21 protein-coding genes are annotated in these 21,874 nt (G+C 50.4%); 7 read left to right on the top strand and 14 right to left on the bottom strand.

All coding sequences use genetic code 11. The annotated features are described in order from the left end of the window. The first annotated feature begins 130 nt into the window (after positions 1 to 130). Positions 131 to 763 (top strand): NUDIX hydrolase, encoded by a 633-nt coding sequence (locus AC27N8_RS11425; protein ID WP_487067015.1) that lies wholly within the window; start codon positions 131 to 133, stop codon positions 761 to 763. Here AC27N8_RS11425 and AC27N8_RS11420 read toward each other — a convergent pair. The 12 genes from AC27N8_RS11420 to AC27N8_RS11365 all read right to left on the bottom strand — a co-directional run bounded on the left by AC27N8_RS11420 (position 755) and on the right by AC27N8_RS11365 (position 15,769). Then, positions 755 to 2,509 carry an ABC transporter ATP-binding protein gene (locus AC27N8_RS11420; RefSeq protein ID WP_487067013.1) on the bottom strand — a complete coding sequence of 585 codons (1,755 nt, stop codon included), beginning with the start codon at positions 2,507 to 2,509 and terminating at the stop codon, positions 755 to 757. The genes AC27N8_RS11425 and AC27N8_RS11420 overlap by 9 nt on opposite strands. A gap of 70 nt (positions 2,510 to 2,579) precedes the next feature. Further along, positions 2,580 to 3,791: an energy-coupling factor transporter transmembrane component T gene (locus tag AC27N8_RS11415; protein WP_487067011.1), complete on the bottom strand. Its 1,212-nt coding sequence runs from the start codon at positions 3,789 to 3,791 to the stop codon at positions 2,580 to 2,582. Between the two features lie 313 nt (positions 3,792 to 4,104). After that, a complete protein-coding gene (gene folE, locus AC27N8_RS11410) occupies positions 4,105 to 4,785 on the bottom strand; it encodes a GTP cyclohydrolase I (RefSeq protein ID WP_487067009.1) in 681 nt (226 codons plus the stop codon). Positions 4,786 to 4,834: 49 nt separating this feature from the next. After that, positions 4,835 to 5,596 (bottom strand): 7-carboxy-7-deazaguanine synthase QueE, encoded by a 762-nt coding sequence (gene queE / locus AC27N8_RS11405; RefSeq protein WP_487067007.1) that lies wholly within the window; start codon positions 5,594 to 5,596, stop codon positions 4,835 to 4,837. A gap of 2 nt (positions 5,597 to 5,598) precedes the next feature. After that, positions 5,599 to 6,054 (bottom strand): 6-pyruvoyl trahydropterin synthase family protein, encoded by a 456-nt coding sequence (locus AC27N8_RS11400; protein ID WP_487067005.1) that lies wholly within the window; start codon positions 6,052 to 6,054, stop codon positions 5,599 to 5,601. Between the two features lie 51 nt (positions 6,055 to 6,105). Further along, entirely contained in the window at positions 6,106 to 6,861 is a 756-nt protein-coding gene (gene queC / locus AC27N8_RS11395; RefSeq protein WP_487067003.1) for a 7-cyano-7-deazaguanine synthase QueC, read from the bottom strand. Positions 6,862 to 6,900: 39 nt separating this feature from the next. After that, positions 6,901 to 7,350: a preQ(1) synthase gene (gene queF, locus AC27N8_RS11390; protein ID WP_487067001.1), complete on the bottom strand. Its 450-nt coding sequence runs from the start codon at positions 7,348 to 7,350 to the stop codon at positions 6,901 to 6,903. 209 nt (positions 7,351 to 7,559) lie between these two features. After that, complete coding sequence (locus AC27N8_RS11385; RefSeq protein ID WP_487066999.1) at positions 7,560 to 8,624, bottom strand: DUF2332 domain-containing protein; 1,065 nt, start codon at positions 8,622 to 8,624, stop codon at positions 7,560 to 7,562. 288 nt (positions 8,625 to 8,912) lie between these two features. After that, positions 8,913 to 11,051, bottom strand: coding sequence for a PP2C family protein-serine/threonine phosphatase (locus tag AC27N8_RS11380; protein WP_487066997.1), 2,139 nt, complete (start codon positions 11,049 to 11,051; stop codon positions 8,913 to 8,915). A 35-nt stretch (positions 11,052 to 11,086) separates the two neighbouring features. Beyond that, entirely contained in the window at positions 11,087 to 11,935 is an 849-nt protein-coding gene (locus AC27N8_RS11375; protein ID WP_487066995.1) for a hypothetical protein, read from the bottom strand. A gap of 82 nt (positions 11,936 to 12,017) precedes the next feature. Further along, positions 12,018 to 14,252: a hypothetical protein gene (locus AC27N8_RS11370; RefSeq protein WP_487066993.1), complete on the bottom strand. Its 2,235-nt coding sequence runs from the start codon at positions 14,250 to 14,252 to the stop codon at positions 12,018 to 12,020. Then, entirely contained in the window at positions 14,249 to 15,769 is a 1,521-nt protein-coding gene (locus AC27N8_RS11365) for a DMT family transporter (protein WP_487066991.1), read from the bottom strand. Before AC27N8_RS11365 ends, AC27N8_RS11370 begins: the two co-directional genes overlap by 4 nt. Before the next feature lie 295 nt (positions 15,770 to 16,064). On the opposite strand from AC27N8_RS11365, the gene AC27N8_RS11360 reads away from it, so the two are divergent. The 4 genes from AC27N8_RS11360 to AC27N8_RS11345 all read left to right on the top strand — a co-directional run bounded on the left by AC27N8_RS11360 (position 16,065) and on the right by AC27N8_RS11345 (position 18,291). Beyond that, positions 16,065 to 16,202 (top strand): hypothetical protein, encoded by a 138-nt coding sequence (locus tag AC27N8_RS11360; protein ID WP_487066989.1) that lies wholly within the window; start codon positions 16,065 to 16,067, stop codon positions 16,200 to 16,202. Positions 16,203 to 16,364: 162 nt separating this feature from the next. After that, positions 16,365 to 17,210, top strand: a complete 846-nt coding sequence (locus AC27N8_RS11355; RefSeq protein ID WP_487066987.1) for a YhfC family intramembrane metalloprotease — start codon at positions 16,365 to 16,367, stop codon at positions 17,208 to 17,210. Between the two features lie 29 nt (positions 17,211 to 17,239). After that, on the top strand, positions 17,240 to 17,566 hold the full coding sequence (locus AC27N8_RS11350; RefSeq protein WP_487067924.1) for a metalloregulator ArsR/SmtB family transcription factor: 327 nt from the start codon (positions 17,240 to 17,242) through the stop codon (positions 17,564 to 17,566). Positions 17,567 to 17,592: 26 nt separating this feature from the next. After that, on the top strand, positions 17,593 to 18,291 hold the full coding sequence (locus AC27N8_RS11345) for an SdpI family protein (protein ID WP_487066985.1): 699 nt from the start codon (positions 17,593 to 17,595) through the stop codon (positions 18,289 to 18,291). Positions 18,292 to 18,519: 228 nt separating this feature from the next. Here AC27N8_RS11345 and AC27N8_RS11340 read toward each other — a convergent pair whose 3' ends face one another. Both AC27N8_RS11340 and AC27N8_RS11335 read right to left on the bottom strand, forming a co-directional pair. Further along, positions 18,520 to 18,849: a hypothetical protein gene (locus tag AC27N8_RS11340; protein WP_487066983.1), complete on the bottom strand. Its 330-nt coding sequence runs from the start codon at positions 18,847 to 18,849 to the stop codon at positions 18,520 to 18,522. Between the two features lie 103 nt (positions 18,850 to 18,952). Continuing rightward, on the bottom strand, positions 18,953 to 19,834 hold the full coding sequence (locus AC27N8_RS11335) for a LysR substrate-binding domain-containing protein (protein ID WP_487066981.1): 882 nt from the start codon (positions 19,832 to 19,834) through the stop codon (positions 18,953 to 18,955). 335 nt (positions 19,835 to 20,169) lie between these two features. On the opposite strand from AC27N8_RS11335, the gene AC27N8_RS11330 reads away from it, so the two are divergent. Beyond that, positions 20,170 to 20,994 carry an SDR family oxidoreductase gene (locus AC27N8_RS11330; RefSeq protein WP_487066979.1) on the top strand — a complete coding sequence of 275 codons (825 nt, stop codon included), beginning with the start codon at positions 20,170 to 20,172 and terminating at the stop codon, positions 20,992 to 20,994. 219 nt (positions 20,995 to 21,213) lie between these two features. Further along, entirely contained in the window at positions 21,214 to 21,849 is a 636-nt protein-coding gene (locus tag AC27N8_RS11325) for a LysE family translocator (RefSeq protein ID WP_487066977.1), read from the top strand. The last annotated feature ends 25 nt before the right edge of the window (positions 21,850 to 21,874 follow it).

Below are 21,874 nucleotides of genomic sequence, written 5' to 3'. Positions count from 1 at the left end.
ATACCTGGAGTGATGTCAGAAAAGAGCTGCCAGCAAACGAGACACTTGTTCAATTTGATATAATTTGCACACAATTGAGTAAGAATCTCTACTCCAGGCGTTTAAACGATGAGAGGATAGATGACAAGTGATGGAAACTGAGAAACTCGCTATTTTTACGAAAAAAATGGAGCGTATCGGCACACGCACGCGGGCAGAGGTACATGCATATGGTTATTGGCACGAGACGTTTCAATGCTGGTTTCTCACAGAAGAGCGGGGAAAACCATTTCTCATCTTTCAACTTCGTGCCGCACAAAAAAAGGACTTCCCCAACACATTAGATATCACAGCCGCTGGTCACTTGCTCTCCCACGAGACACCACGGGATGGTATACGCGAAATCCAAGAAGAACTAGGTCTGCATCTGGCCTTTGAAGATCTTATTGCTGCGGGTGTTATCAAAGATCAGATTACGCTTGGAAAGCTCAAAGATTACGAGTTTGGTCATAGCTATTTTTACCTTCTGAAACAGCCTCTGGATACCTTTATGCTGCAAGAAGAGGAAGTGCAAGGAATTTTTTCTATTGCCTTGCACGACTTTGAGCGCTTGATCCTGAGAGAAACAGAGAGCATCATTGCTCACGGCTATCTCAGGCAAGCGGATGGGACCTTACAGAGCAACGACAAGCAGTGCACGATCAGAGATTTTTGTCCCCATCACGCGACATATTATCTTGAAATCATGCACAAAGCACAAAAAATTCTGGGCGCGTTACGATGATTTCAGCGCCTCTTCCCATTGGGCGACCGTCAGTAAGGATGGAAAATCAGGCTGCGTGCGACGCATATAATTGGACAATGCCGCTGTGACCGGTGGACGCAGGCCCGTCTGTTGCAAAATTTCGTCGGTATTAAATAATTCCGCTGGCGTGCCGGTAAAGGATAATTCTCCTTCGCGGAAAGCTACCACTCGCTGACAATATTCCGCGACCAATGTCATATCATGTGTGATCACCAGGATGGTCTTGCCTTGTTTTTGGAGGTCGCAGAGCAGGCTCATAATGCTCGTGATCGAGTGATAATCCTGACCTGTAGTCGGCTCATCAACGACCAGAATGTCTGGTCCCATAGCCAGTACGGCCGCAACAGCCAGACGCTGACGCTGTCCCTTGCTCAAAAAGAGAGGATCCTCATTGGCATAACTGGTTAGCCCAACAGCCTCCAGAGTCTCAGCCACCATCGCACATCGTCGTTTGGCATCAATGCCCAGATTCTTTAATCCATATTCGATCTCGTCGCTGACCTTGCGGCAGAAGAGCTGGTGATCGGGATTCTGAAAGACGTAGCCAACTGAGCCTGGGAGCCGCGATCTCACTTTACGCGAGGCGGTATCCTGTCCAAAGACCTGCAAGCGTCCACGCGTGGCGCGATAAATACCAGCGATAATCTTGGCAAAAGTTGTCTTCCCGCTCCCATTTGGTCCAAGCAGAGCCAGCATCTCGCCACGATAGAGCGACAAATCAACGCCTTTCAAAGCCAGAGATCCATCACCGTAGCTATAGACAACTCCCTCAGCCTGGACAACGGCCTCCCGAGAAGCACTGGCAGCCGCCTCTACGATCGCTGGTAGCTGCACGCGCTCAAAGGCTGACATAAAAGCCACTTCAGCTTGAGGCAACGAAAGAGGAGCTCGCTCCTTAAAGGTACAGCCAGTTGCCCAGGAGATGCGGGTCAACTCTCCAGCCGAGGCTCCGCTGCGTTCCAGGACATCTTTGGCGCTATAAAAGTCGGCTGGTGGAGCGATCAATTCGATCCGACCTTTGTGCAGCAAAGCGATGCGATCACAGAATGCGGCCAGAATTTCAGGATCTTGTTCGACCAGGATGACTGTCATATGATAATCGCGACGCAGGCGGGCAATAGTTTCAATCACCTCGCGCTTGCCTACCGGATCAAGATCGCTGGTTGGCTCATCCAGGATGAGAATCTCGGGTCGCATCGCCAGAAACGAGGCAATCGCGACACGCTGCTTCTGTCCACCAGAAAGGTCTGAGGGATGCAGATACACGGCACCATGCCAGAGCTTTTCCAGGCCAACCCATTGCAGGGCCTGATAGATCCGTTCCAGAATCTCAGCTTTGGGCACATTTTGAATCTGGAGTCCCAACGCTAATTCATGCAGCAAACTCATACGCAAAAACTGATTCTCTGGATCCTGGAGCACCATACCCATCTTATGATCGGTAGAGGTTGTCGCATTGACAGATTTCCCCATCACACTGATCTGACCACGAAAATGATGTGGAAATTGCTCCTCAGTGAAACGCGTCGTATACGGGATAATACCAGCCAGTGCGCGACACAACGTCGTTTTGCCTGCACCACTGGGACCAGTAATCCCAAAGCACTCGCCCGGCTGCACCTGAAAAGTAAGATCGCGCAACGTCCAGGCACCGGCCTGCTCGCTAAAGGTTGGATAACGCCACCACAATCCCGCCACCTGCACAATCCCTTGAGGGGTCCCCATATCCAGTCTCCCTGCCACACCGGACAATGGCTGATCAGATCTATCTCTAAATTCCTTTGTCACCATCGTTTTACCACCATCTTTGGAACAGCACTGTCAGGCCGGGATAGGGACCAACAGCCATATACAACAGGGCCAGACAAATAATCAACACCATCCAATCGATTGCTCTCCAGGGACTCGTCTCGTAGAAATTCTCGCTTTGCTGCCTTAGATGATATCCGCGAGCCAGTAAGGCATCGCCAATCTCGCTAGAGCGACGTATCATCATCGCCACCATCGGCACAGCGATGCTTGCCAGATCGCGCAGGCGACGATAAAAGCTACGCGGCTGTGCATTGACAGCTCGTGCTATCTGCGCCTGATAGATAGTCTCATAGTCGCTCAGAGCCAGATTCAAAGCCCGGAAGACGGTACTCAAGAAGAAAATTATCGGCTGTGGCAGATGCAACTGTCGCAACAGCCCCATCAGTTCTATATCGCGACAGGTGAACACGACGGCCAGGGTAGTAATCATCATCCCAGAATAGCTAATCACCTTCGTCAACGCCAGCAGCAGTCCCTGATCACTGATCATCAAAGTCAGCGGATGATAGAGCGAAACGTGACCCAGCACCAACGAGGGCAATGGAAGCAGCCATGAGACAAGGATCGCAGCAACGCTCGCAAAGATCACACCATTGATAATCGCACGCTTCCACCAATAATAAGCAATCACAATCGCCAACCAGAGCGGCTGCCAGGCAGCCAGGCTGAGAGTAATAAAGCCAGGATAGACTTGAGTATCTACAAAGATTATTGATCCAGGCACAGGATTCAAAAAGGTCCAGGTTAAAAATAGACTCAAAAGAGTGGGGATGATTAATAACAGATAGAGGCGAGCAACCTTCGCATGAATACCACTAGAGAAGAATAAGAGAACACTCGGTATCCACAGCACAATCGACCCCACAATATCGGGATGAGCAGTGCTCATAGTGCGAAACTGAGCCGCCGAGAGACAGATAATCAACAGAATACGTGCCAGCAAGTGAATGCGCGCTAACGGAGCATCCACGCGGCGTGTAAAAAGAAACGAGCGCACATAACTGCGTCCCGGGGGCGGCTGCAAATAAGGAGCGCCCTCAAGAGCAGTCGGAACAGATTCATGACTAAACAATCGTTGCAGCCTCCATATGTAATGAGGGAGAAATACTCTTTCCCCAGGCATCAATGCTCGCCAACGTAGCGCCGTGGTCTTGCGCCCGGCGACCAGTTCACGCACGGAAATGTTCCCCATCATATTCCAGAGATACCAGTGCGCATGTTCAGCATTGTATGACGAAAACGAACGAATCGTACGTCACGTGGCCGCCGGGCGCAAGACCACGGCGCTACGTCTACTTGCTTGCTTGATTGTACGCTTATATACAATATTCCAATTCACGTAAGAAATCGTCATATGCAAGCAAATATATCTGAAACCAGGCCAATCCTCATCTTCGGGGACAAAAGTCCCAGGAGGGACAAGATCACAAAAAAAGGGCAGAAAGTGGCTCGTTTTGCTGACAAAAAGAACCGCTTCCACCCAATCACCACTCCCGGATGTTGCTCAATTATGAGCGAATCATCTCGATGAACTCCATACGCAGGTCGCGATCAGAGCGGAACGCACCGCGCATGACCGACGAGGACATCACACCAGGAGTACGAATACCGCGTGCCGACATACACAGATGTTCACCCTTGAGCGTTACAGCCACATCGGCGCTCCCGGTGATACGACTGATCTCATCGGCGATCTGCTGGCCAAGACGCTCCTGAATCTGGAGCTGATGCGCAAACTGATGGGCAATACGCGCGAATTTCGAGAGGCCAAGCACTTGCCCGGCGGGAATATAGCCAATCGAGACATCGCACCACATCGGCAAGAGATGATGCTCGCACAGTGAGAAGACGCGCATGCCTGAAACACAGACCATCTGATCGGTAGAGGTGGAGCTAAAGGTCGTTTCAGTTTTTCCTGGATCGTATTCAATAAACTCGCGCCACCAGTCGGCCCAGCGCCGAGGTGTATCTTGCAATCCTTCTCGATCAGGATTCTCACCCAGAGCTACAAGCAACTCACGCCCTAACTCCAGCAACCTGGGATAATCTACCATCCTTGTAGCTACTTGCTCTGCCGGAAGCTCATCCTGTGAGAGGTCCCAGTCTAGCACAGAGGCGTCTTCACCATGGCCATTATGTTGTGCATGACCATTATTTCTCGCGTGGTCCTGATCTACATGCAATACCATATTTATTTATCCTCATTTCAGTGCAGTTCGCTGTGTTGCCCAATGGGAATTATACGCCACGTTTATTCCCCCACAAGAGCGTATGCAATTGTGGAAGCACAGTCGCATCATACCAACGATCTGCAATTGTTCGCTGGATGAGCCAATCCATACGATCCAAGATGCCCGATATGTCAATCTGTGATGAAGATTGTGGCGGCGTATGATTTCCTGCTTGCAGGAAGATCGGTAATGCCGGATAGCGTTCGGTGACATATCTGGCATAAGCATAATCTTCTTCATCAAAGATAACAATTTTCAGGTTGATCTGTATTTCATGATCGGCTTGTTTATTCGTCGCGTTGAGTATACAACGATCCAGCCGTTCCCAACGTGTCACCTGTTTACTACTCGGTGGCTTAGGAGAAAGAGTCAGATAATCTAATTTAGCAAACCAGGGCTGGCTAACACTCCCCTGCGTTTCAATCGCAAAGGTATAGCCATGTGCATGTCCCAGGTCAATTAAATCTTCTAACGGCTGGATGGCAGGATTACCACCCGAGAGCGTGACGAGCAGTGGCGTGTCCCCCGAGAGACGCTGGATGTCTGCAAAGATCTGCTCGGTGTCCAGCGCCTGCCATTCTCCTTTGTGTTCCGGCAGGACAGCGTATAAGCTATCACACCATGAACAGCGATAATCGCAACCACCGGTCCGAACAAACACAGTCGGCTTCCCTATCAATGCGCCTTCACCCTGAATCGTGGGACCGAATATCTCGGATACCATGATCGTCTTCGTGCGTGGCAGCACAGTTTGAGTAGTCTCTATCATCCCTACAACTCCTCACGTTCGGCATGTGTAATCTCCACATACCCTTTTTCAGTTTCCCATAGTTTGATGCTGTAGAGCAGTGTATCGGGTACACCGCCTGCTACCAGGGCATCCCAGATCCAATGCACAAGATTCTCAGCCGTCGTACGAATGCCGGTAAGAGCGTTCAGATCATTATGATCCAGGCCACCTTTTTCCACCGGCTGAGCATCTTTTCCCAGAGGGACAGCGTCCGAGAGCTGGTCAAGGACCGTCGCACTCACAATCGTCTTTAAGTCATCGAAATCCATCACCATCCCATCGCTCGACTCGCCCGGCGCATTCGTAATCGGTCCACGCAAGGAAATCTGTAAGCGATAGGAATGTCCATGCGGACGGCGGCATTTACCGCGATGATTAGGAAGATGATGGGCTGCCTCAAAGGTAAATTCTTTGGTGATAATAGCGTATCGTGTCATCAGATTTCCTCGTCTCATTCTTCGTGTGGGCAAGCTCGCTTCCTGGTTCAATTATGCTTGATCGGCACGTCCGGGAACATGTAAATATTGTTCAGGATCGTTAGCATAGACAGTTGGATCGGGTACACCAGCGACTTTAAATGCTTCATAGCGTTCGACGCAGGTACCACAAATGCCACAATGGCTATCGCCTAAGCCTTCATTGCCACCCTCGTAGCAGCTCCAGGTCAACTCAAAGGGCACGTGCAGACTCGCACCGAGGCGCGCAATCTGAGCCTTTGAGAAGCGCATAAATGGCGACTCAACTTCGATCTGCTGCCCTTCCATCGCGACAGACAGCAGCGTATTAAACGCATCGACAAAGATCTTGCGGCAATCGGGATATTGTGCGTAGTCCCCTTGATGGGCGGCATACGCCACAACGCTGGCATGCTCATTCCACGCCACAGTGGCCGCCTGCAACAGCATATTCGGATTCCGATACGGAACGACCGTCGCCTTCATACTATCATCAGTATAATGACCATGAGGCATCTTGCGCTCCTGATTAATCAGAGCCGAGTCGGAATCGGTCAGAAGCCGAGCGATAGGCAGCTCGATCGTCGTCTGGACAATCTCCAGCTGAGGATAGCGCGTACGTAGATCGGTAATATAACGTTCGGCATACGTCAATTCTTTCACATGTTTCTGTCCATAATCGAATGAAAGCAAATGCAGTTGAAAGCCAGCGGCGGCATAATAATGAGCCAGCACACAGCTATCCATTCCACCACTGACAATCAAAACTGCTCGATTGGTTATAGGCATAATTTTCCTCCTGTTGCGCACAAATGGATAAATGATGAACTAGCCGGTAGTTGGAAGATAACGCTTCAACTCCGGACGTGCTCCCTGATAAGTCGGTTGGGCATACTCGGTTGTGATAACCGTTTTAATATTTCCACGGACGGTAAAATCGCCGACGACACGCATCCAACGAGGAGAAAGCAGAGCTACAAGATCATCCAGAATAGCATTCGCCGATGCTTCATGGCTAATTTGCCGATTACGAAAAGCATTAATATACAATTTTAAACTTTTTAGTTCAACCACAGATTTATCGGGCACATAATCAACAATGATGGTGGCGAAATCCGGGAAGCCAGAGCGTGGACAGAGACATGTATACTCCGGAATTTCAAAATGAGTCACATAATCCCGGTCAGGATACGCATTAGGCCACGCCTCTAACTGATTAGCCGCGATCTCTTCGAAACCATAGCGGCCAGCAACACGATCTGCTTCAGACTTTTGCATCAAAACCTCCGCACATAATAGGAACAACCTTTCTAACAGTAACAATAGCACATCAAGCAACTATTTTCCGGCAAAATAATCGCTATCAACGCGCATGTCGTGAGGTTGTTTGTCGGCGTTAGCATACCGATCTAGTACGGAGGTCGCAAAATGCGACGATCTCATCACACGCAACAGCCTTAAACCCACTCCCAGACTCCTGACGACTGTTATGCCACCCATTCCAGCCAATTGCCATGGGCCGAAGCCTTCCCCACCAACTGTCTCATTTCCGTCCCCTGCACATATAGAAACAGATCCAGCAGAGGATCTTTCGCCTGCGGAGTCAATCCTTCATAGGAGACACGAAAAATCTCTCGATGCCTGCTCGCTTCGATCAACACAGCCGAAAACTGTTTACGCGCTTCCGGAGAAAACTGATTCAGAGTAAACGAATGGAAAACACACAGAGTCATATCAAAGGGCACATTCGCCATAATCATTGGCAAAAGCTTCAGAGCATCGCCAGCCATCACCAGCGGTCGATGCTGCCTGACAACTTCCAGAGCGCTTTGTAATCGAGTGACGCGCTCGCTATGCTCAGGCCAGATCAAAGCTCGTAACCAGAGCAGCGCATCAGCATTATTGATATTAATCGGATGCAGATCCAATCCAATACGCAGGCTCACCGTCGGCATCTGCTGTGGAAGAGGAGCCTCTCGCTCGCCACGCAGCTCGCAATCCAGTTGTAAAGACGCACCCGGGAGGCCGTATGCTTTTCCGTCGCCATAATCGTAGCCATACTGATCCCAGAGAAGATTCACACCGGCACTCGTGCCGACCTCAATAATCGCCATCGGACGCCCCTGCCCCAGCTGATAGATAATCTCAAAGGCAGGAAGCATGCATGCACAACGACGCACCTCATTAGTCTGAACGAGCCGCGTACTCATAATCTCACGGATCTGCACCGCATACGCCAAACAGAACTCACGGAAGGTCGGATAGACCTCGCTGATACTCCTCGGAGTAGCCGTCAAGGTCGGATAAAATGCACTTAAGGGATGTTGAATTCCACTCAAAAGCAGATAATGCACAGCAGCAAGAAAGATAGGAGCCATCGGCTGATCTGGCGGAGCAGACTTGGCAAGAGCAAGCATTTCAGCATCGGCAGCAATATGGCGAGCCAAAAATGCATAGAGAGGAGAATCATCTGGCGCAGCCTGATATTCTGCGAAATGGAGAAAATGTCCAGAAATTTGCTCTAGTTCCGCTTTAACGCTATAATAAGACATCAAGACCCCCTTCATCACCGATGACCAATAAAAGATACTGTGCCATATTTTATCGATAAATACAAATATGAGTTAATTTACACAGTGACTCCTATGAATTATACACGATATCATTGCATATTGATATTTTTATTTTGCAATATATTGATAAATACGGGATCTGAAAAGTAGCGTCGTGCCCTCGGGCACGATGTCCCAGTAGCTCGTACAAGACAGCAGGATTTCGGCGCACCACGCTGGCCTGCCTGATCGTACGTCGAGTGGGACATCGTGCCCGAGGGCACGACGCTACTTTGAGGTGAGGCCTACGGCGATGACGCTGATATTATCGACGCCGCCGTGGTTGAGGGCGGCCTGGACGAGTAAAGCACTGATCTGAGAGGGATTATGCGAGGAGCTGGCGATGATCTTCTCAAGGGCATCGTCGCGGACCATCTCCCAGAGGCCATCGGAGCAGAGTAGCAGGATGTCGTCTACCTGCAAGCTGACGACGAAGGCATCCATTTCAACGGATGCGTGCTCGCCAAGACAGCGATAGATCTGGTTGCGCTTGGGATGCGTATAGATCTCGTCGGGCGTGATGATCCCGTCTTCGACCAGACGCGCTACAACCGAGTGGTCATGGGTGATCTGCGATAAGCCTTCGGATGGCCGATAGAGATAGGTGCGGCTATCACCTACGTTAGCGATGTAGGCGGTCGTGCCTACTTGTAGGGCGGCGGTGAGGGTAGTCCCCATCATATTCGGGGCCAGTTCACGATTGCGACGATAAAGGGCCAGGTTCGCTTGATGGACACCGTTTTTAAGCATATCCAGGAACAAAGCCTTTTCCTCTTTGGCGCTATTGCCGCTGACGTCGCGCAGAAGTGCGGGAACGATCACGTCGCTGATAGAGTGGATAGCAGTCCGACTGGCCTCACGTCCATTGGAATGACCCCCCATACCGTCTGCGACCACAAACAGTCCCGCCGGATGAGATCCTTCATCGGTGACGCGGATGCCCTGGATGGCAAACAGGCTGTCTTCGTTGGGAGCACCTTTACGTTTCAATCCTGGATCGATACCGATTCCCACTAGTAAGTTGAGCATACCACTGGTGGGGACACCATACTTGATCGGCAACGATTGTTGATCAAAATCAAAATCATCGCTCTCGCCTGGCAGCGTGGTATAACGTGCCGGAATGGGATATTCACCCTCTTGCAGCTCTTCACCCTGACTATCGAGAAAATCGTATTGATCAAGGTCCACCTCGTCCTTGAGATCATCAGAGCGTGTCTCCCAGAGATCGATCTCCAGGCCATCTTCAAACGAGCGTGTCTCCTCATCCTCATCTTCTATATAAGCGCTTTCATCATCATCTTCATCTATATACATCTCCTCATCCGCTACCCCATCGTCCAGCAGGCGTGTCTGCTCCTCATCCTGCCCATAAGCGCTTTCCAACTCATCATCCAGAATCTGTCCATCAAAGCTGATCTGATCGTAGTGACGAGGAGTCTCCGGCTCACGCGAGAGAGGCTCTGCAAAGATCTGATCTCCCATCAAAGCAGTGCTCTGGGCGCGCTGAGGAGCGTCCTCGACGGCCGTCTGAGGAATGGCGCGTAAGCGTTCACGCGTAGTAGGATCTTTCTGCGGAAGTGTAAGGAAAGATGGCTGACTATTGCGCGTAGCATACTGCGGCGCAGCTGCTGGACGTGATGCCTTCTGGCCAACTTCCCGAGCATCTCCATTTTGCTTTGGACGCAGGACAGGCGTTGGATAGCTCAAGCCTGGAAATTGCACTTCTGCGGTCGCTTTAGGAGCCACAGAAGCGGTCGCTTTCGCGGCCGCAGTAGAGGCTACCGCAGCGGTGCGCCGTTCAGCTTCAGCTTCGGTGAGAACTTTGGTTGTGCGTTGACGGACGGCATCAGGCTGTAACGAAGGAACACGTACCTGCATCGGTTGAGTCTGACGTTTTTGACCCTTTGAGGCTCCCTGTGTCGATACAACGGACAGATCAGGATGTTCATCCAGTGCCTGCTCGGCCAGTAGAGTGGCGGCGCGAAGATCATCCTCAAATGACTGACGAGCTGAAAAGTCGCGCCAGATATGCGTAATCACCTGGCCTCCCAGCACAAGCACAAGCATCCATAAGATAAGCAGCGAAAGAGAGAGCAAGCACAATCCAATCAGGGGCAAGAGAATAATGGCTCCCTGGGAAACCCAGAGCAATGGAAGATGTGGAATGACCTGGACAAGAAAACGCCATGCCCAGGGTGGAAAGCCTCCAGAACAAAGCGGTAGCAATAGAGCACTGAGCACAATGCCCAGCAATGCAACAAATTTTACCCAGCGATGATGTACGTATGCTTCTTTTACATTCTCAATCATCATATTCCATCCAAACTTTTTCCCTGAGAGCAGTGTTACGTCATCCCATTCCATACAAATTTCTCTTCCATATACTATCTATCTATACGTTATGAATCACCACCCATTGCTGCCGGGGTCGCCAGGAATGAGGTCATCTTCATGACCGTCGTTGACTGCAAGACTAAACGCAAGCCAGCCTGCCCACTCGTCAAGTACGTATCGGAAAGAGTAATCATCCAATCGATTGGCTCCTGCTTACCGCTCTGCCATACTTTCGCAAAGAGCAGCACGCCGATCGCCTGAAAACGGATGTTGTATACAATACCGTTTTGCGCCTGGAAGGGCACCGACTCAAGCTGATATGATGTGCCATTCACACGCCTCAAAATGATCAGATGCTGACCATCGATCAAGGCCTTATACCAATTATTATTATCTTTCCAGCGTAGCAGCGCTCCCATATTGACGCCTGAACCAAATTGATTCACCTGCCCACTCAGCTGTATATTCACATTGTCGCTCGCATTACCCAGGATAGCATTGAAGGTACCAGCTCCCGTAACCTGTCCGGTCGACGCCTTGATCGAGAAAGCATTAGATGTATTCGCATCTCCCTGCCACTGACGACCATCGCTGGATTGTCCCCACAGTTGCTGATTAGCACGCCGAAACGTGTCCTGGGCCAGAACCATCGATGGCACGGGAGTCGCCGATGCCATCGATGGTACGGGAGTCGCTGGTACTTGAGTACTACTCTTCCCTGGATTAGTCCCTGTCTGCTTGCCTTGCCCTGGCGGTGTCTTCGTCGCTGAGCTCATCTGCCCCTGACGCGTTGTCTGTCCCTGCATAAATGTCATTGAGGGCGTGAGCGCTTTCGCGATGGAGGATGAAAAAGTTCCTGCTATCCCTCCAATGATCACCAAAAGGGTGAGCATAATGAATAAACGCTTCTCCATACCTAATTCGCGCTCCTCCCACCGTCGACAGACAATGAGTTGTGTAAAACAGCAATTTTATATGTTTTTTGCCAAATCATCATTATTCCGCCTCAACAGGTACAAATGCCTTGGTACTCATCTGCCCGGGCAAGAGTTGCGGAATAGCACCACTGGCGTCGGGCTGTACTTTCGTTAGATTTACCGTCGCCAACAATTGCATGTGGTCGTGCAGCCAGCTGACCCCGGGCTGTGCCTGACCAGTTGTGGGATCAACTTGACCCGCAAAGGCACTATTCGCATTTGTGATCATGTCATTGATCAAAGTGAGCGTTGACGGTTGAGCAAACTGCGCATCACTCATTTTGACAATCTTTTGGGCGTCCTGACGAATCTGCGTCAGCCAGTGGTTGATATTGTTAATTGCGGCTATCAATTGAGTAATCTGAGCTCGCAAGCTAGCAGATGTATCATTTGCCTCCAACAAGCCGCGTAGATGCTTATTGATGTGCTCGACATAATCGGGCGGTTCCTGATCGGGACCATTCACATCAAGCAAGCCCACACGCGCCAGACGCTCGTCGACCAGCAGCGGAGAATTTGCCGGGATGTCCTTGTACAGAAACGTCGAGCCATCGAGATAAGCCAGGACACGCGTTGTCTGACGGCGCATAAACGCAGTATCTTTTGTATCCATCCAGGTCTCGCGCATACTGCCGGTCCACTCCACGAGCTTACCGGTATTATTGTAAAACCAATTATTTAATCCGCCCGGCAACTCAAGCTGATCCAGCGTTGGATCGGCGGCGAGGAGGTGGCGCAAATGATCCAGATAACTAAAATGATTGGGATTATCGGCAGCCACAATTGGCGCGCTCGAAAACGCTCCATAGTAGCGCCAGGTACTGGTATCCAGCGACGGAGACATCGGAGCAACAGCGGCATCTTCCTCAGTAATCAGAATACGACTTGTGGTCAGCAGCAAATTCGAATGCTTGGCATCGCCAGCGAACTTGAGCTGCGTCGTTCCATTCGTGACGGTTAACGTGCCCAGCGCCATAGAGGTTGGATCGCTCTGACTTTTGTCACCCAGTAGCCAGGCATAATATTTTTTGCCGCTCGCTGGAGCAGGTATATTATGCATACTGAGTACAACCTGATCAGAAATACCCTGGCTGCTACTCTCATTCATCTGTCCACTACTCGTAAAGGTTAGTTGTCCTACATTGACAATCGCTGGCGTGACAGCCTGATGGGTAGGGGTAGAAGCCGGCTGAAACGACCTTGAGACTATAAGAAATGAGCCAATGAGACCCAGGATTACGGCCACAGTCAGAAGAACCACAATCCGCGATAGACGCTTGTGTCTGGATGTCTGAGTGAATTGTGGTCGACGTGGTATGGCTTCATACGATCCTTCAGACGTTTCATGTCCTGGAAAGGAGCGGAATAAGAGATCACTATCCTTGCGCTGCTCGGACACAAACGTCGGTCGCGGCGGAGCACTATAGGGTTCCCGATAATCAAAAGCAGCAAAGCCATCCGGCGAACTGGGACGATTCCTGGGCGCTGAGGCAAATAGAGGCGCTTCTGTCTGTCTTATCACCGGCTCCGATGGAGTAAGCGGCAGAGTATCACGTTCAATCACCTGCTCTTGAGCAGTAAAAATGGCCTCATTTGCTCTCATCGCCGGCTCTCTGGGCGTAAAGGAGACTTCCGCCTGCCTCATTACCGGTTCATTAGGAGCAAACGGCACTTCTGCCTGCCTCATCAATGGTTCATCAGGGATAAAGGAGGTTTCCGCTTGTCTGGCCACTGGCTCTTTAGGTATAAAAGGCACTTCTGCCTGTCTCATCACCGGTTCTCTGGACACGAAGGAGACTTCCGTCGGTCTCATAGGCTGCTCGCCTGGAGCGGCTGATGTCTCGGTCGACATTGCCATATGATCCTGTAACGGGAGCGGTCTGGTAGTTCTCCGTGGTAGCTGCTCATCAAGAGGCAGCGTTGGGCGCGAGATCGCACGTTGACGAGACATTTGACCTACACTGATAGCATCCGCCAGCTTATCCATTGAGGAATAGACAGGAAAGCCATTCCTGATAGCCAATTGCTTCAGTTGATTGCTATGTCCAAAGACAAAAATGATCGTGAGGCTGTACTGACGTTTGATATGCTTGAGCGCCGAAAAATCTTCGGGACGCTGAAAGGCATGGGATTGTTCAGCCAGCATCAAGACCAGAGGTTTTTTCTGTCCTGCAATGACGGGAAAGAGTTCTCCCCTCTCATCATCTGCTTCTACATAGAGCACGCTAAAATCGCCTGCATCATTTTTTTTCATCGTTTCCTCGCTTCCATAGCTCCATTGTCATTCCCCCAATGCCAATGCTTTTCCAGCGGATCGTGATACGCGCGTTTCTGCGTGACTATACGAGGTCGATTGGGCACATGCGTTGGAGCTTCATATATTTCATCATCCGCCGGCTCGATATGCGCCAGACGAACACGGCGATGAAGATGACGTTGTTGTTCTAATGAATTTTCTTCTTCCAGCTCTTCATATGTGAGCTTTCTTGTCATGTAGACAGCATGAGCAGGGCCAGTGTATTGTTGTGGTGCATAGCTCATCTGTCGCAAAGTGAACAGGTCCAGATCGACGTCAGATGCCGATGTGGTCAAAAGTTTGCTACATACCCGATAAAAGACCAGTCCTCCCAGGATCGCAATCGTCAGCCAGGCCATGAACCAGCAGAGAGAACTTGCCAGCATCAGGATAGCATCCATGCGCTCTCCGCCTTGCAGCATCGGGAGTAGATGAGGCCACGCCTGCGCGAGATCCGACCAGACTGGCGGTGGAAATCCTCCGAGCTTGAAAACAAAGCAGGCACCCGCAATACAGCAGAGCAAAGGAGTGACAAAGGCTTGAAACCACGATGTCTGAAGCTGTTGACTGTTCATGGCACTTCGATGCATGACAAGTTGTCGCTGAGCGGGTCGCTCGATCGTGCCCCAGGTATGGATCAAGACACCCGATACAATCAACGCACCACCGATATACCCATCGAGTGGTAGCACCTCGTGCAAATAGAAAAATGCCACAATGGCCCCAAAGATCGGCTCCAGGATAGAGATAAACGAAACCGTCACGGGCGAGATATATTTTTGTAAGAGAACAGTGATCAGAGTTGGTAAAAAGATCGTACCCAGTCCTATATACAGAACCACGCCCGCGTCACCCGGCAGTGAGAAATTTACAAAATGCCAATCACCAAAGAGCAAAGCGATCAAATTAGCCCAGAGAGCCATCGTTAAGAGTTCAACCCCGAAAAGCGGCCAGTAAATTGAAGGATCTTTCTGTTCACGATCGGCCAGAAAAATGTAGAAGGTACAGAAAAGTCCACCGATAAAAGCGATCAAAGCGCCTCTAGCCCCACCCATCGAAGCATTGGCCATCAGCAGTACCGCCCCAACCACCGAAACCACGCCCGCAAACCAGGTCGACTTGTTCAACGGCTGCCGCAAAAAGGCCCAGGTAAAGATAGCCGCCAGCAGGCCGTTGAGCGATGGGAAAAAAGCTGTCCCGGTCGCGCTGTTATACTTCAGGGCCACCGCCAACGTGAATAATCCCAGGCACAGGCAACTACCCAGCAGGAAGCCGCTCTTCACCGCAGCGCGTGTCAGGTGTCGCCATGAAAAGGCCAGGATGCAGATAGCGGGCGGTACCAGAGTCATCATCGTGAAAAAAGTAAACACGATCGGATCAACACGCCCCAGGATCTCTTTGCCCACCGAATAATAGGAACCAAAGAGAAACGTATTCAGCACAAAAGCCAGAATAATCAGAAACTTCATCTTCATAAAAGCGACACCTCATACCCACAATAGGAAAACCGCACAAGCAAAGCACAATTCTATTTGCAACATCCAATCAGGATGCATGTATCGATAAAGACAGGAGATGTGCGCACGGCCCCGATCAAGCTAGAGCGCAGCCAGATCAGAACAAAGTCATCAAAAGTGTATAGGCGGTAGGAAGCGGTATACCGTATATTAGCTTACGAGAAAGCAGAAGCACTCAAAGAGCGAACTGTTCTGGTAATTTCGATACACTTCTCAAATCCCCATCCGCACACCCTGCAAGAAGTATACCCAAATGCAGCCGTGGAATGAGGCCATTTCTTCCACAGTTTCTCTGTTCCTGCTAGCAGACAAGAAGCGCCAAGCCATCACAGATTGGGACGCACAACCAACAGATATACGTCAGACCATCGCCGAAATTTTGGATGTCTGATAGACAGCCTTCCCTCTTTACAAATGCACACTAAATTCCTATCAAATCCCTTGACAAAGAGCTCTTTTTACTTTAACATTTCAGTATATGCTGAAATACTGAAATGGTGATCAATGGATCAAGAAATCATGCTTGCATTTAGCATTAAAAGGACTTAAAATTATGCCATCGACAGTTCACATTAATACAAGCTGGCCAATCATGACCGGTATTGCCCTGGTCTTTGTGATTATCTATCCTCTGGTGCTCGCCTGGATCGCCCGGCGCAGGCTAAATGTGGGATGGAAATACTTCTGGTTCGGTGCATTGGTCTTCCTGGTTGTACAATTACTCACACGCGTTCCCTTAGTAACGGTATTGCAGGCAACAGTACTGGCTGGTCCATTGAAAACGTCAACAACGTTCCTCTGGATCTGGCTGATCATTCTGGCAGTGACCGCCGGATTGTTTGAGGAAGTGGGACGCTATCTGGGATTTCGACTATTTATGGGTCGCGAGGAGAAGACCTGGAACAAAGCAGTGATGTTCGGGTTGGGACACGGTGGCCTGGAGTCCATCGTGCTAGTGGGCGGGCTGACTGTGCTTACACTGATCAATGTCCTTGTCACCTCGACACTCAACTTGAATACGTTATCGGCGTCACAGCATGAACTTGTCATCAAACAGTTTGCAGCGCTCAATGGGCAACCTGTATGGTTCCCTCTTTTAGGAGCCTGGGAACGTTTGTGGACCATCCCTGTACATGTCGCGCTATCGGTAGTAGTATTACAAGTTTTCCGCAAGCAAAACATCGCCTGGCTATTCCTGGCTATCGGCTTACATGCCTGCTTTGATTTTATCAGCGTAGCGATCCCACAGATATGGGGTAGCTCGACAAATATATCATTAATCGTTGAAGGTATCGTGCTCATCGGCGGATTGCTCTCGGTATGGATCATCTGGCGCTTGCATGAACCAGAGCGTCCTCAGATACAGGATGCCGTCGACGAGCCCGTTGTGGCTGAGTAGGAAGGGACATGGATAGATTGTGAATGGTAATGCAAGAGGCGTATAAAGCTATCGCTGATCCCACACGCAGGCGCATCTTAAAATATCTGCGCGGCGGCGAGCGGACCGCCGGAGACCTGGCAGAATATGTGGGAGCAGGTAGGACCGCGTTATCGCATCATCTCACCGTGCTCAAGATGGCCGATCTGGTGCGAGTCGAGCGCAGAGGGCAATTCCAGGTGTACTCGCTAAACACCACTGTGTTTCAGGATCTGCTGACAGAGATCGTGGGCTGGCTGGGAGGCTTCGATGAGTCCGAGGACGGACCTGAGAGGCCAGAAGAGGAACGCGATGACGCTGTCATGCCAGACAAATAATACGAGAAAATCGTAAGGTGGAGATTATGTCCGAGAAAATTGAAGATACAGGAATAGATAGAGAACGTCGCCAGCAACTTTTAATCATGTCACTGATCCTCATCGGCATCCAGGTGACCATCGCCATTATCGCCTACACATTTGTGCCAGACCAACTACCTATGCACTGGAATGCGCTGGGACAGGTCGATCGTTATGGACCAAAGCTGGAAGCTTTATGCTTTCCTCCGCTAACGAGCCTGATCATCTTAATACTCGTACGCGGCCTGGTCGCTTTAGGACCATACATCAACCGCGAAAACAAGAAGATAACCACCCTCTTTACCGATTATGTAATCGTCGCCATCATCGTACTCATGCAAGTAATCCAGTTGATCACCATAGCGGTCGCCCTGCACATCCCGATCGACACAACCGCGATTATATCGATAGCCGTCTCGCTGCTCTTTATCGGGATAGGAAACTATATGGGGAAACTGCGACGCAACTTCTACGCCGGCATCCGCACCCCCTGGACTATCGCCGACGATACCGTCTGGGAACGTACGCACAGGTTGGGCGGTTGGTTATTCGTGGCCGCAGGCATTATTGGCCTGCTCACCGCCTTCGCACCTGATCCACCCATCAGATTTATTGGCTTGATCGTGCCAATCTTGCTTGTCACGGCGATTACAGTTCTGTACTCGTACAAGGAATATCAGAGACTCCATCCAAAGTCTTTTTGATCAATACCTAAACATGTCAATAGGTACCAAAGGCATGGGATAAGCATTTTGAGCATGCTTATCCCATTTTCATTTTCACTAATTACTGATCTGTGGACTCATACGATGACGCTCCTCATAGGGTTCCATTGCGTGATCTTTCCGCCGTGAATCGTCTCGTCTGCGTTGCTTTCAGATGCACATGGAACGTTTTCGTGCGTCGAGTGACAGCACGGCGGTACGTTGCGATCAAGCAAATTGCCGCGCCGCTACTACTCTGTCAAAAGTCATCACGCCGATGCGGTATCGGTGATGTGTGTCCCAAAACAGCTCCGGAAGGCGATGGAGTGAGAGGCTCACCGACGTAGCGGCGCGGCTCCGCCGTGCTGTCTGTGACTCGTCCGACCACGCTCCCCATAGGGTTCCATTGCGTGATCTTTCCACCGTGGATCGTCTCGTCTGCGTTGCTTTCAGATGCGCATGGGACGTTTTCGTGCGTCTAGTGACAGCACGGCGGAGCCGCGCCGCTACGTCGGCGAGCCTGAGCGCCTGGTTCAAGGAGCCATCCTCCTTTGCCACGCAACGTCCTTCTGTGTTTTGACAGAGCACTACGTCGGCTGGCTTGATCACCTTGAACAAATGAGATCTTATCCACAGATACTCAATAGAATAACAATAGATTCTAACAATGGTCGCGTGCGATCGAGAGTAACGATTGCGCTTGCGGTGACATGGTTCCTGGTTTCCAAATCAGGGCAACGTTTACATTGATAGGTGGATCAATCACGCGATACGCAATTTCATCAGACCGCACATGGCTCAAACTTGCCATCGTGAAACAGACACCGATACCAGCAGCAACCAGACCAATCAGTGCCTGCTCGCTTGCAACCTTTTGAACCACATGCGGACTAAAACCCGCCGTGCGGCAGAGTTCGATCCACTGTTTATTTGCCTGCGGTTTGTCTTTACGTGAGCACATAACAAATGACTCGTTGGAAAGCGCAGACAGCTGAATTGTTTCTTGCACCGCCAGTGGATGATTAAACGGAAGCGCGATCGTTACCGCATCTGAGGCAATAGTTTCCATCTCCAACGATGGCACAGCTTGCATAGGTGGAACCACGATACAGCCAACATCAACCAATCCTTCAGCTATCTGCTGCTCTAGAGCTGGCGAATGCAACTCTTTTAATATCACTTCCACCGCAGGAAAACGCTCGCGGAAAATGCGAATAATGGTCGGTAGCACACTATAAAGCGTCGTACTCCAATATCCGACAATCAATCGCCCTATTTCTCCCCGCCTGGCGCGCTGCACCAGTGCGCGTCCCTCGTCCAGATGCTGAAAGGCCAGACGCACTTCCGCCAGCAATCCCTTCCCAACATCAGTCAATTCCACATGTCGCGTGGTCCGGTTGAAAAGGAGTACTCCCAACTCCTCTTCCAGCTGTTTGATCTGAAAACTCAATGGCTGTTGTGCCATATGTAAGCGCTCCGCAGCTCGTGCGAAGTGCAGTTCCTCTGCAACCATCATAAAGTAACGTAACTGACGTAATTCCATTCATCACCATCCTTCGAAAGATGAGAGTCGCAGACCATCTTACTCATTCTGCTGATTAAACACATGATCGATGTCAAGCAGAGGATTTCTCATTGCAATCGATGCTAGTATAGCAAGGGCAAGCTTCAAGCACAAGAAAGATCACATACACGTCATCACTTAAAACTAAAAAAGGCTCTCATTCCATTCTCATTATGTATCGTTTCAGTGTGAATAGATGCAAAATAAGTGTTGGACAAACAGAATTGCCACCTTTATGATGAAAGCGAGGATTTTATGGTTCTCATTTTTGCGACAGAAAGAACTCTTATGAAACTACCAAAGGGATAACTATCATGACAAAAAAGATATGGTTCATTACTGGATGCTCACGCGGTTTTGGTCGTTACTGGGCAGATGCTGCATTGCAGCGCGGCGATCTTGTTGCTGCCACGGCACGTAACGTCGACAGCTTGAGCGCTCTTGTGGACAAGTATGGGGATGCTGTGCTTGCACTTCCACTCGATGTAACCAACAAAGAAGCGGTCCGTGAGGCTGTCAGCCGGGCACATGAGAAATTTGGACGACTTGATGTCATCGTCAACAATGCTGGTTATGGCCTGTTTGGCATACTCGAAACCATCACAGAAGCACAGGCTCGTGCGCAAATGGAGACCAATTTCTTTGGAGCAATGTGGGTCACGCAGGCAGCGTTACCCTATCTGCGTGAGCAGAGGAGCGGTCACATCTTACAGGTTTCATCGATCAGTGGTATCAGTGCGTTTGCAGCACTGAGCCTCTACAATGCCTCGAAATGGGCACTCGAAGGGATGAGCGAAGCGCTGTCGCAAGAAGTTGCCGAGTTTGGTATCCACGTCACCTTGATTGAGCCTGGCGGATACAATACCGATTGGGGCGGCAGTTCTGCCGTGTGGGCAGATATGCAGATTCCTGATTATAACTCCCTACGTGAGCGCCTCCTCAAAGGCAATGGAAGCGCAGTGCGAGGTAATCCTGCGGCAACCGCGCCAGCCATTTTGACACTCGTTGACTCCCCGACTCCACCGCTCCGACTTTTCCTGGGCAGTTATCCATTACAGGTAGCCCGTGCCAGCTATGAGCAACGGCTTAAGACATGGGAACAATGGGATGACGTCTCCAGAGCGGCGCAAGGTAGCTAATCTAGAGGAAATCACGCATTAGTTATCTACGATGACATCAGCCGAAGGTAGGCTCGGACACTACCTTTGGCTCGCTTGATTACCTTGAATAAAGGAATATCATCCCCAAATGTGAATCTTTCTGTCCTCATGACGAGACGTGCTAGACAACGCAAGAGCTTCTCTGATACCATAGAAGAAATTGCATGTAACATATCTCATACGGCGAAGGAGATTCGGATGCCTACCTGGACAACAGTGTCACTTTTTATGCTTACGGCTCTGGGATTGCTTTTCATTCCTGGTCCCGCCGTTTTGTTTGTCATGACACGCAGTGCCGACGAAGGCAAGCGCGTCGGTGCCATTTCAGCGCTCGGCATTGGGACCGCAGATCTCATCCATACGACGGCGGCAGCATTTGGGCTATCGGCGCTGCTCATGACATCTGCCCTCGCGTTTAGCGTAGTGAAATATCTTGGAGCGGCCTATCTGATTTATCTTGGCATCCGCACGCTTGTGAGACGCGAGGAGAGACATCGGGCTGAGAGAGCTGAGCCAAAAACGCTTCCCCGTATGTTCTTCCAGGGAATGGCTGTAGAACTGCTTAATCCCAAAACCGCGTTATTCTTTTTAGCCTTCTTACCTCAATTTATTGATCCCGCCCGTGGAACGATCACACTGCAATTCCTCCTCTTCGGATGCTTGTTTGCGCTCCTGGGTCTCTGTAGCCTGACATTCTATGGGCTTCTGACCGGAACGATAACCACACTCCTCAAAAGAAATGTACGCTTTCAGCGCATCCAACGTTATGTAACGGGCAGCATTTACATAACGTTGGGTCTCGCAGCAGCATTAACTGGCTCGGAGAAAAAGTGATGTGCGCAGACTTGAGCACGAGACC

This window comes from Dictyobacter sp. Z7_2 (genome assembly GCF_057551105.1).
Note: the sequence above shows the minus strand (reverse complement) of the source record. Positions and strands in the feature narration are given on the sequence as shown.

Excerpts from the sequence above, each read along its gene's own strand:
- AC27N8_RS11425 (WP_487067015.1), top strand. The coding sequence starts at position 131 with ATGGAAACTGAGAAACTCGCTATTTTTACGAAAAAAATGGAGCGTATC.
- AC27N8_RS11330 (WP_487066979.1), top strand. The coding sequence starts at position 20,170 with ATGACAAAAAAGATATGGTTCATTACTGGATGCTCACGCGGTTTTGGT.
- AC27N8_RS11335 (WP_487066981.1), bottom strand. The coding sequence starts at position 19,834 with ATGGAATTACGTCAGTTACGTTACTTTATGATGGTTGCAGAGGAACTG.
- AC27N8_RS11350 (WP_487067924.1), top strand. The coding sequence starts at position 17,240 with ATGCAAGAGGCGTATAAAGCTATCGCTGATCCCACACGCAGGCGCATC.
- queE (WP_487067007.1), bottom strand. The coding sequence starts at position 5,596 with ATGATAGAGACTACTCAAACTGTGCTGCCACGCACGAAGACGATCATG.
- AC27N8_RS11400 (WP_487067005.1), bottom strand. The coding sequence starts at position 6,054 with ATGACACGATACGCTATTATCACCAAAGAATTTACCTTTGAGGCAGCC.
- AC27N8_RS11380 (WP_487066997.1), bottom strand. The coding sequence starts at position 11,051 with ATGGAATGGGATGACGTAACACTGCTCTCAGGGAAAAAGTTTGGATGG.
- folE (WP_487067009.1), bottom strand. The coding sequence starts at position 4,785 with ATGGTATTGCATGTAGATCAGGACCACGCGAGAAATAATGGTCATGCA.
- AC27N8_RS11415 (WP_487067011.1), bottom strand. The coding sequence starts at position 3,791 with ATGATGGGGAACATTTCCGTGCGTGAACTGGTCGCCGGGCGCAAGACC.
- AC27N8_RS11345 (WP_487066985.1), top strand. The coding sequence starts at position 17,593 with ATGTCCGAGAAAATTGAAGATACAGGAATAGATAGAGAACGTCGCCAG.
- queC (WP_487067003.1), bottom strand. The coding sequence starts at position 6,861 with ATGCCTATAACCAATCGAGCAGTTTTGATTGTCAGTGGTGGAATGGAT.
- AC27N8_RS11355 (WP_487066987.1), top strand. The coding sequence starts at position 16,365 with ATGCCATCGACAGTTCACATTAATACAAGCTGGCCAATCATGACCGGT.
- AC27N8_RS11325 (WP_487066977.1), top strand. The coding sequence starts at position 21,214 with ATGCCTACCTGGACAACAGTGTCACTTTTTATGCTTACGGCTCTGGGA.
- AC27N8_RS11375 (WP_487066995.1), bottom strand. The coding sequence starts at position 11,935 with ATGGAGAAGCGTTTATTCATTATGCTCACCCTTTTGGTGATCATTGGA.
- AC27N8_RS11370 (WP_487066993.1), bottom strand. The coding sequence starts at position 14,252 with ATGAAAAAAAATGATGCAGGCGATTTTAGCGTGCTCTATGTAGAAGCA.
- AC27N8_RS11385 (WP_487066999.1), bottom strand. The coding sequence starts at position 8,624 with ATGTCTTATTATAGCGTTAAAGCGGAACTAGAGCAAATTTCTGGACAT.
- AC27N8_RS11420 (WP_487067013.1), bottom strand. The coding sequence starts at position 2,509 with ATGGGGACCCCTCAAGGGATTGTGCAGGTGGCGGGATTGTGGTGGCGT.
- queF (WP_487067001.1), bottom strand. The coding sequence starts at position 7,350 with ATGCAAAAGTCTGAAGCAGATCGTGTTGCTGGCCGCTATGGTTTCGAA.
- AC27N8_RS11360 (WP_487066989.1), top strand. The coding sequence starts at position 16,065 with ATGCAGCCGTGGAATGAGGCCATTTCTTCCACAGTTTCTCTGTTCCTG.
- AC27N8_RS11365 (WP_487066991.1), bottom strand. The coding sequence starts at position 15,769 with ATGAAGATGAAGTTTCTGATTATTCTGGCTTTTGTGCTGAATACGTTT.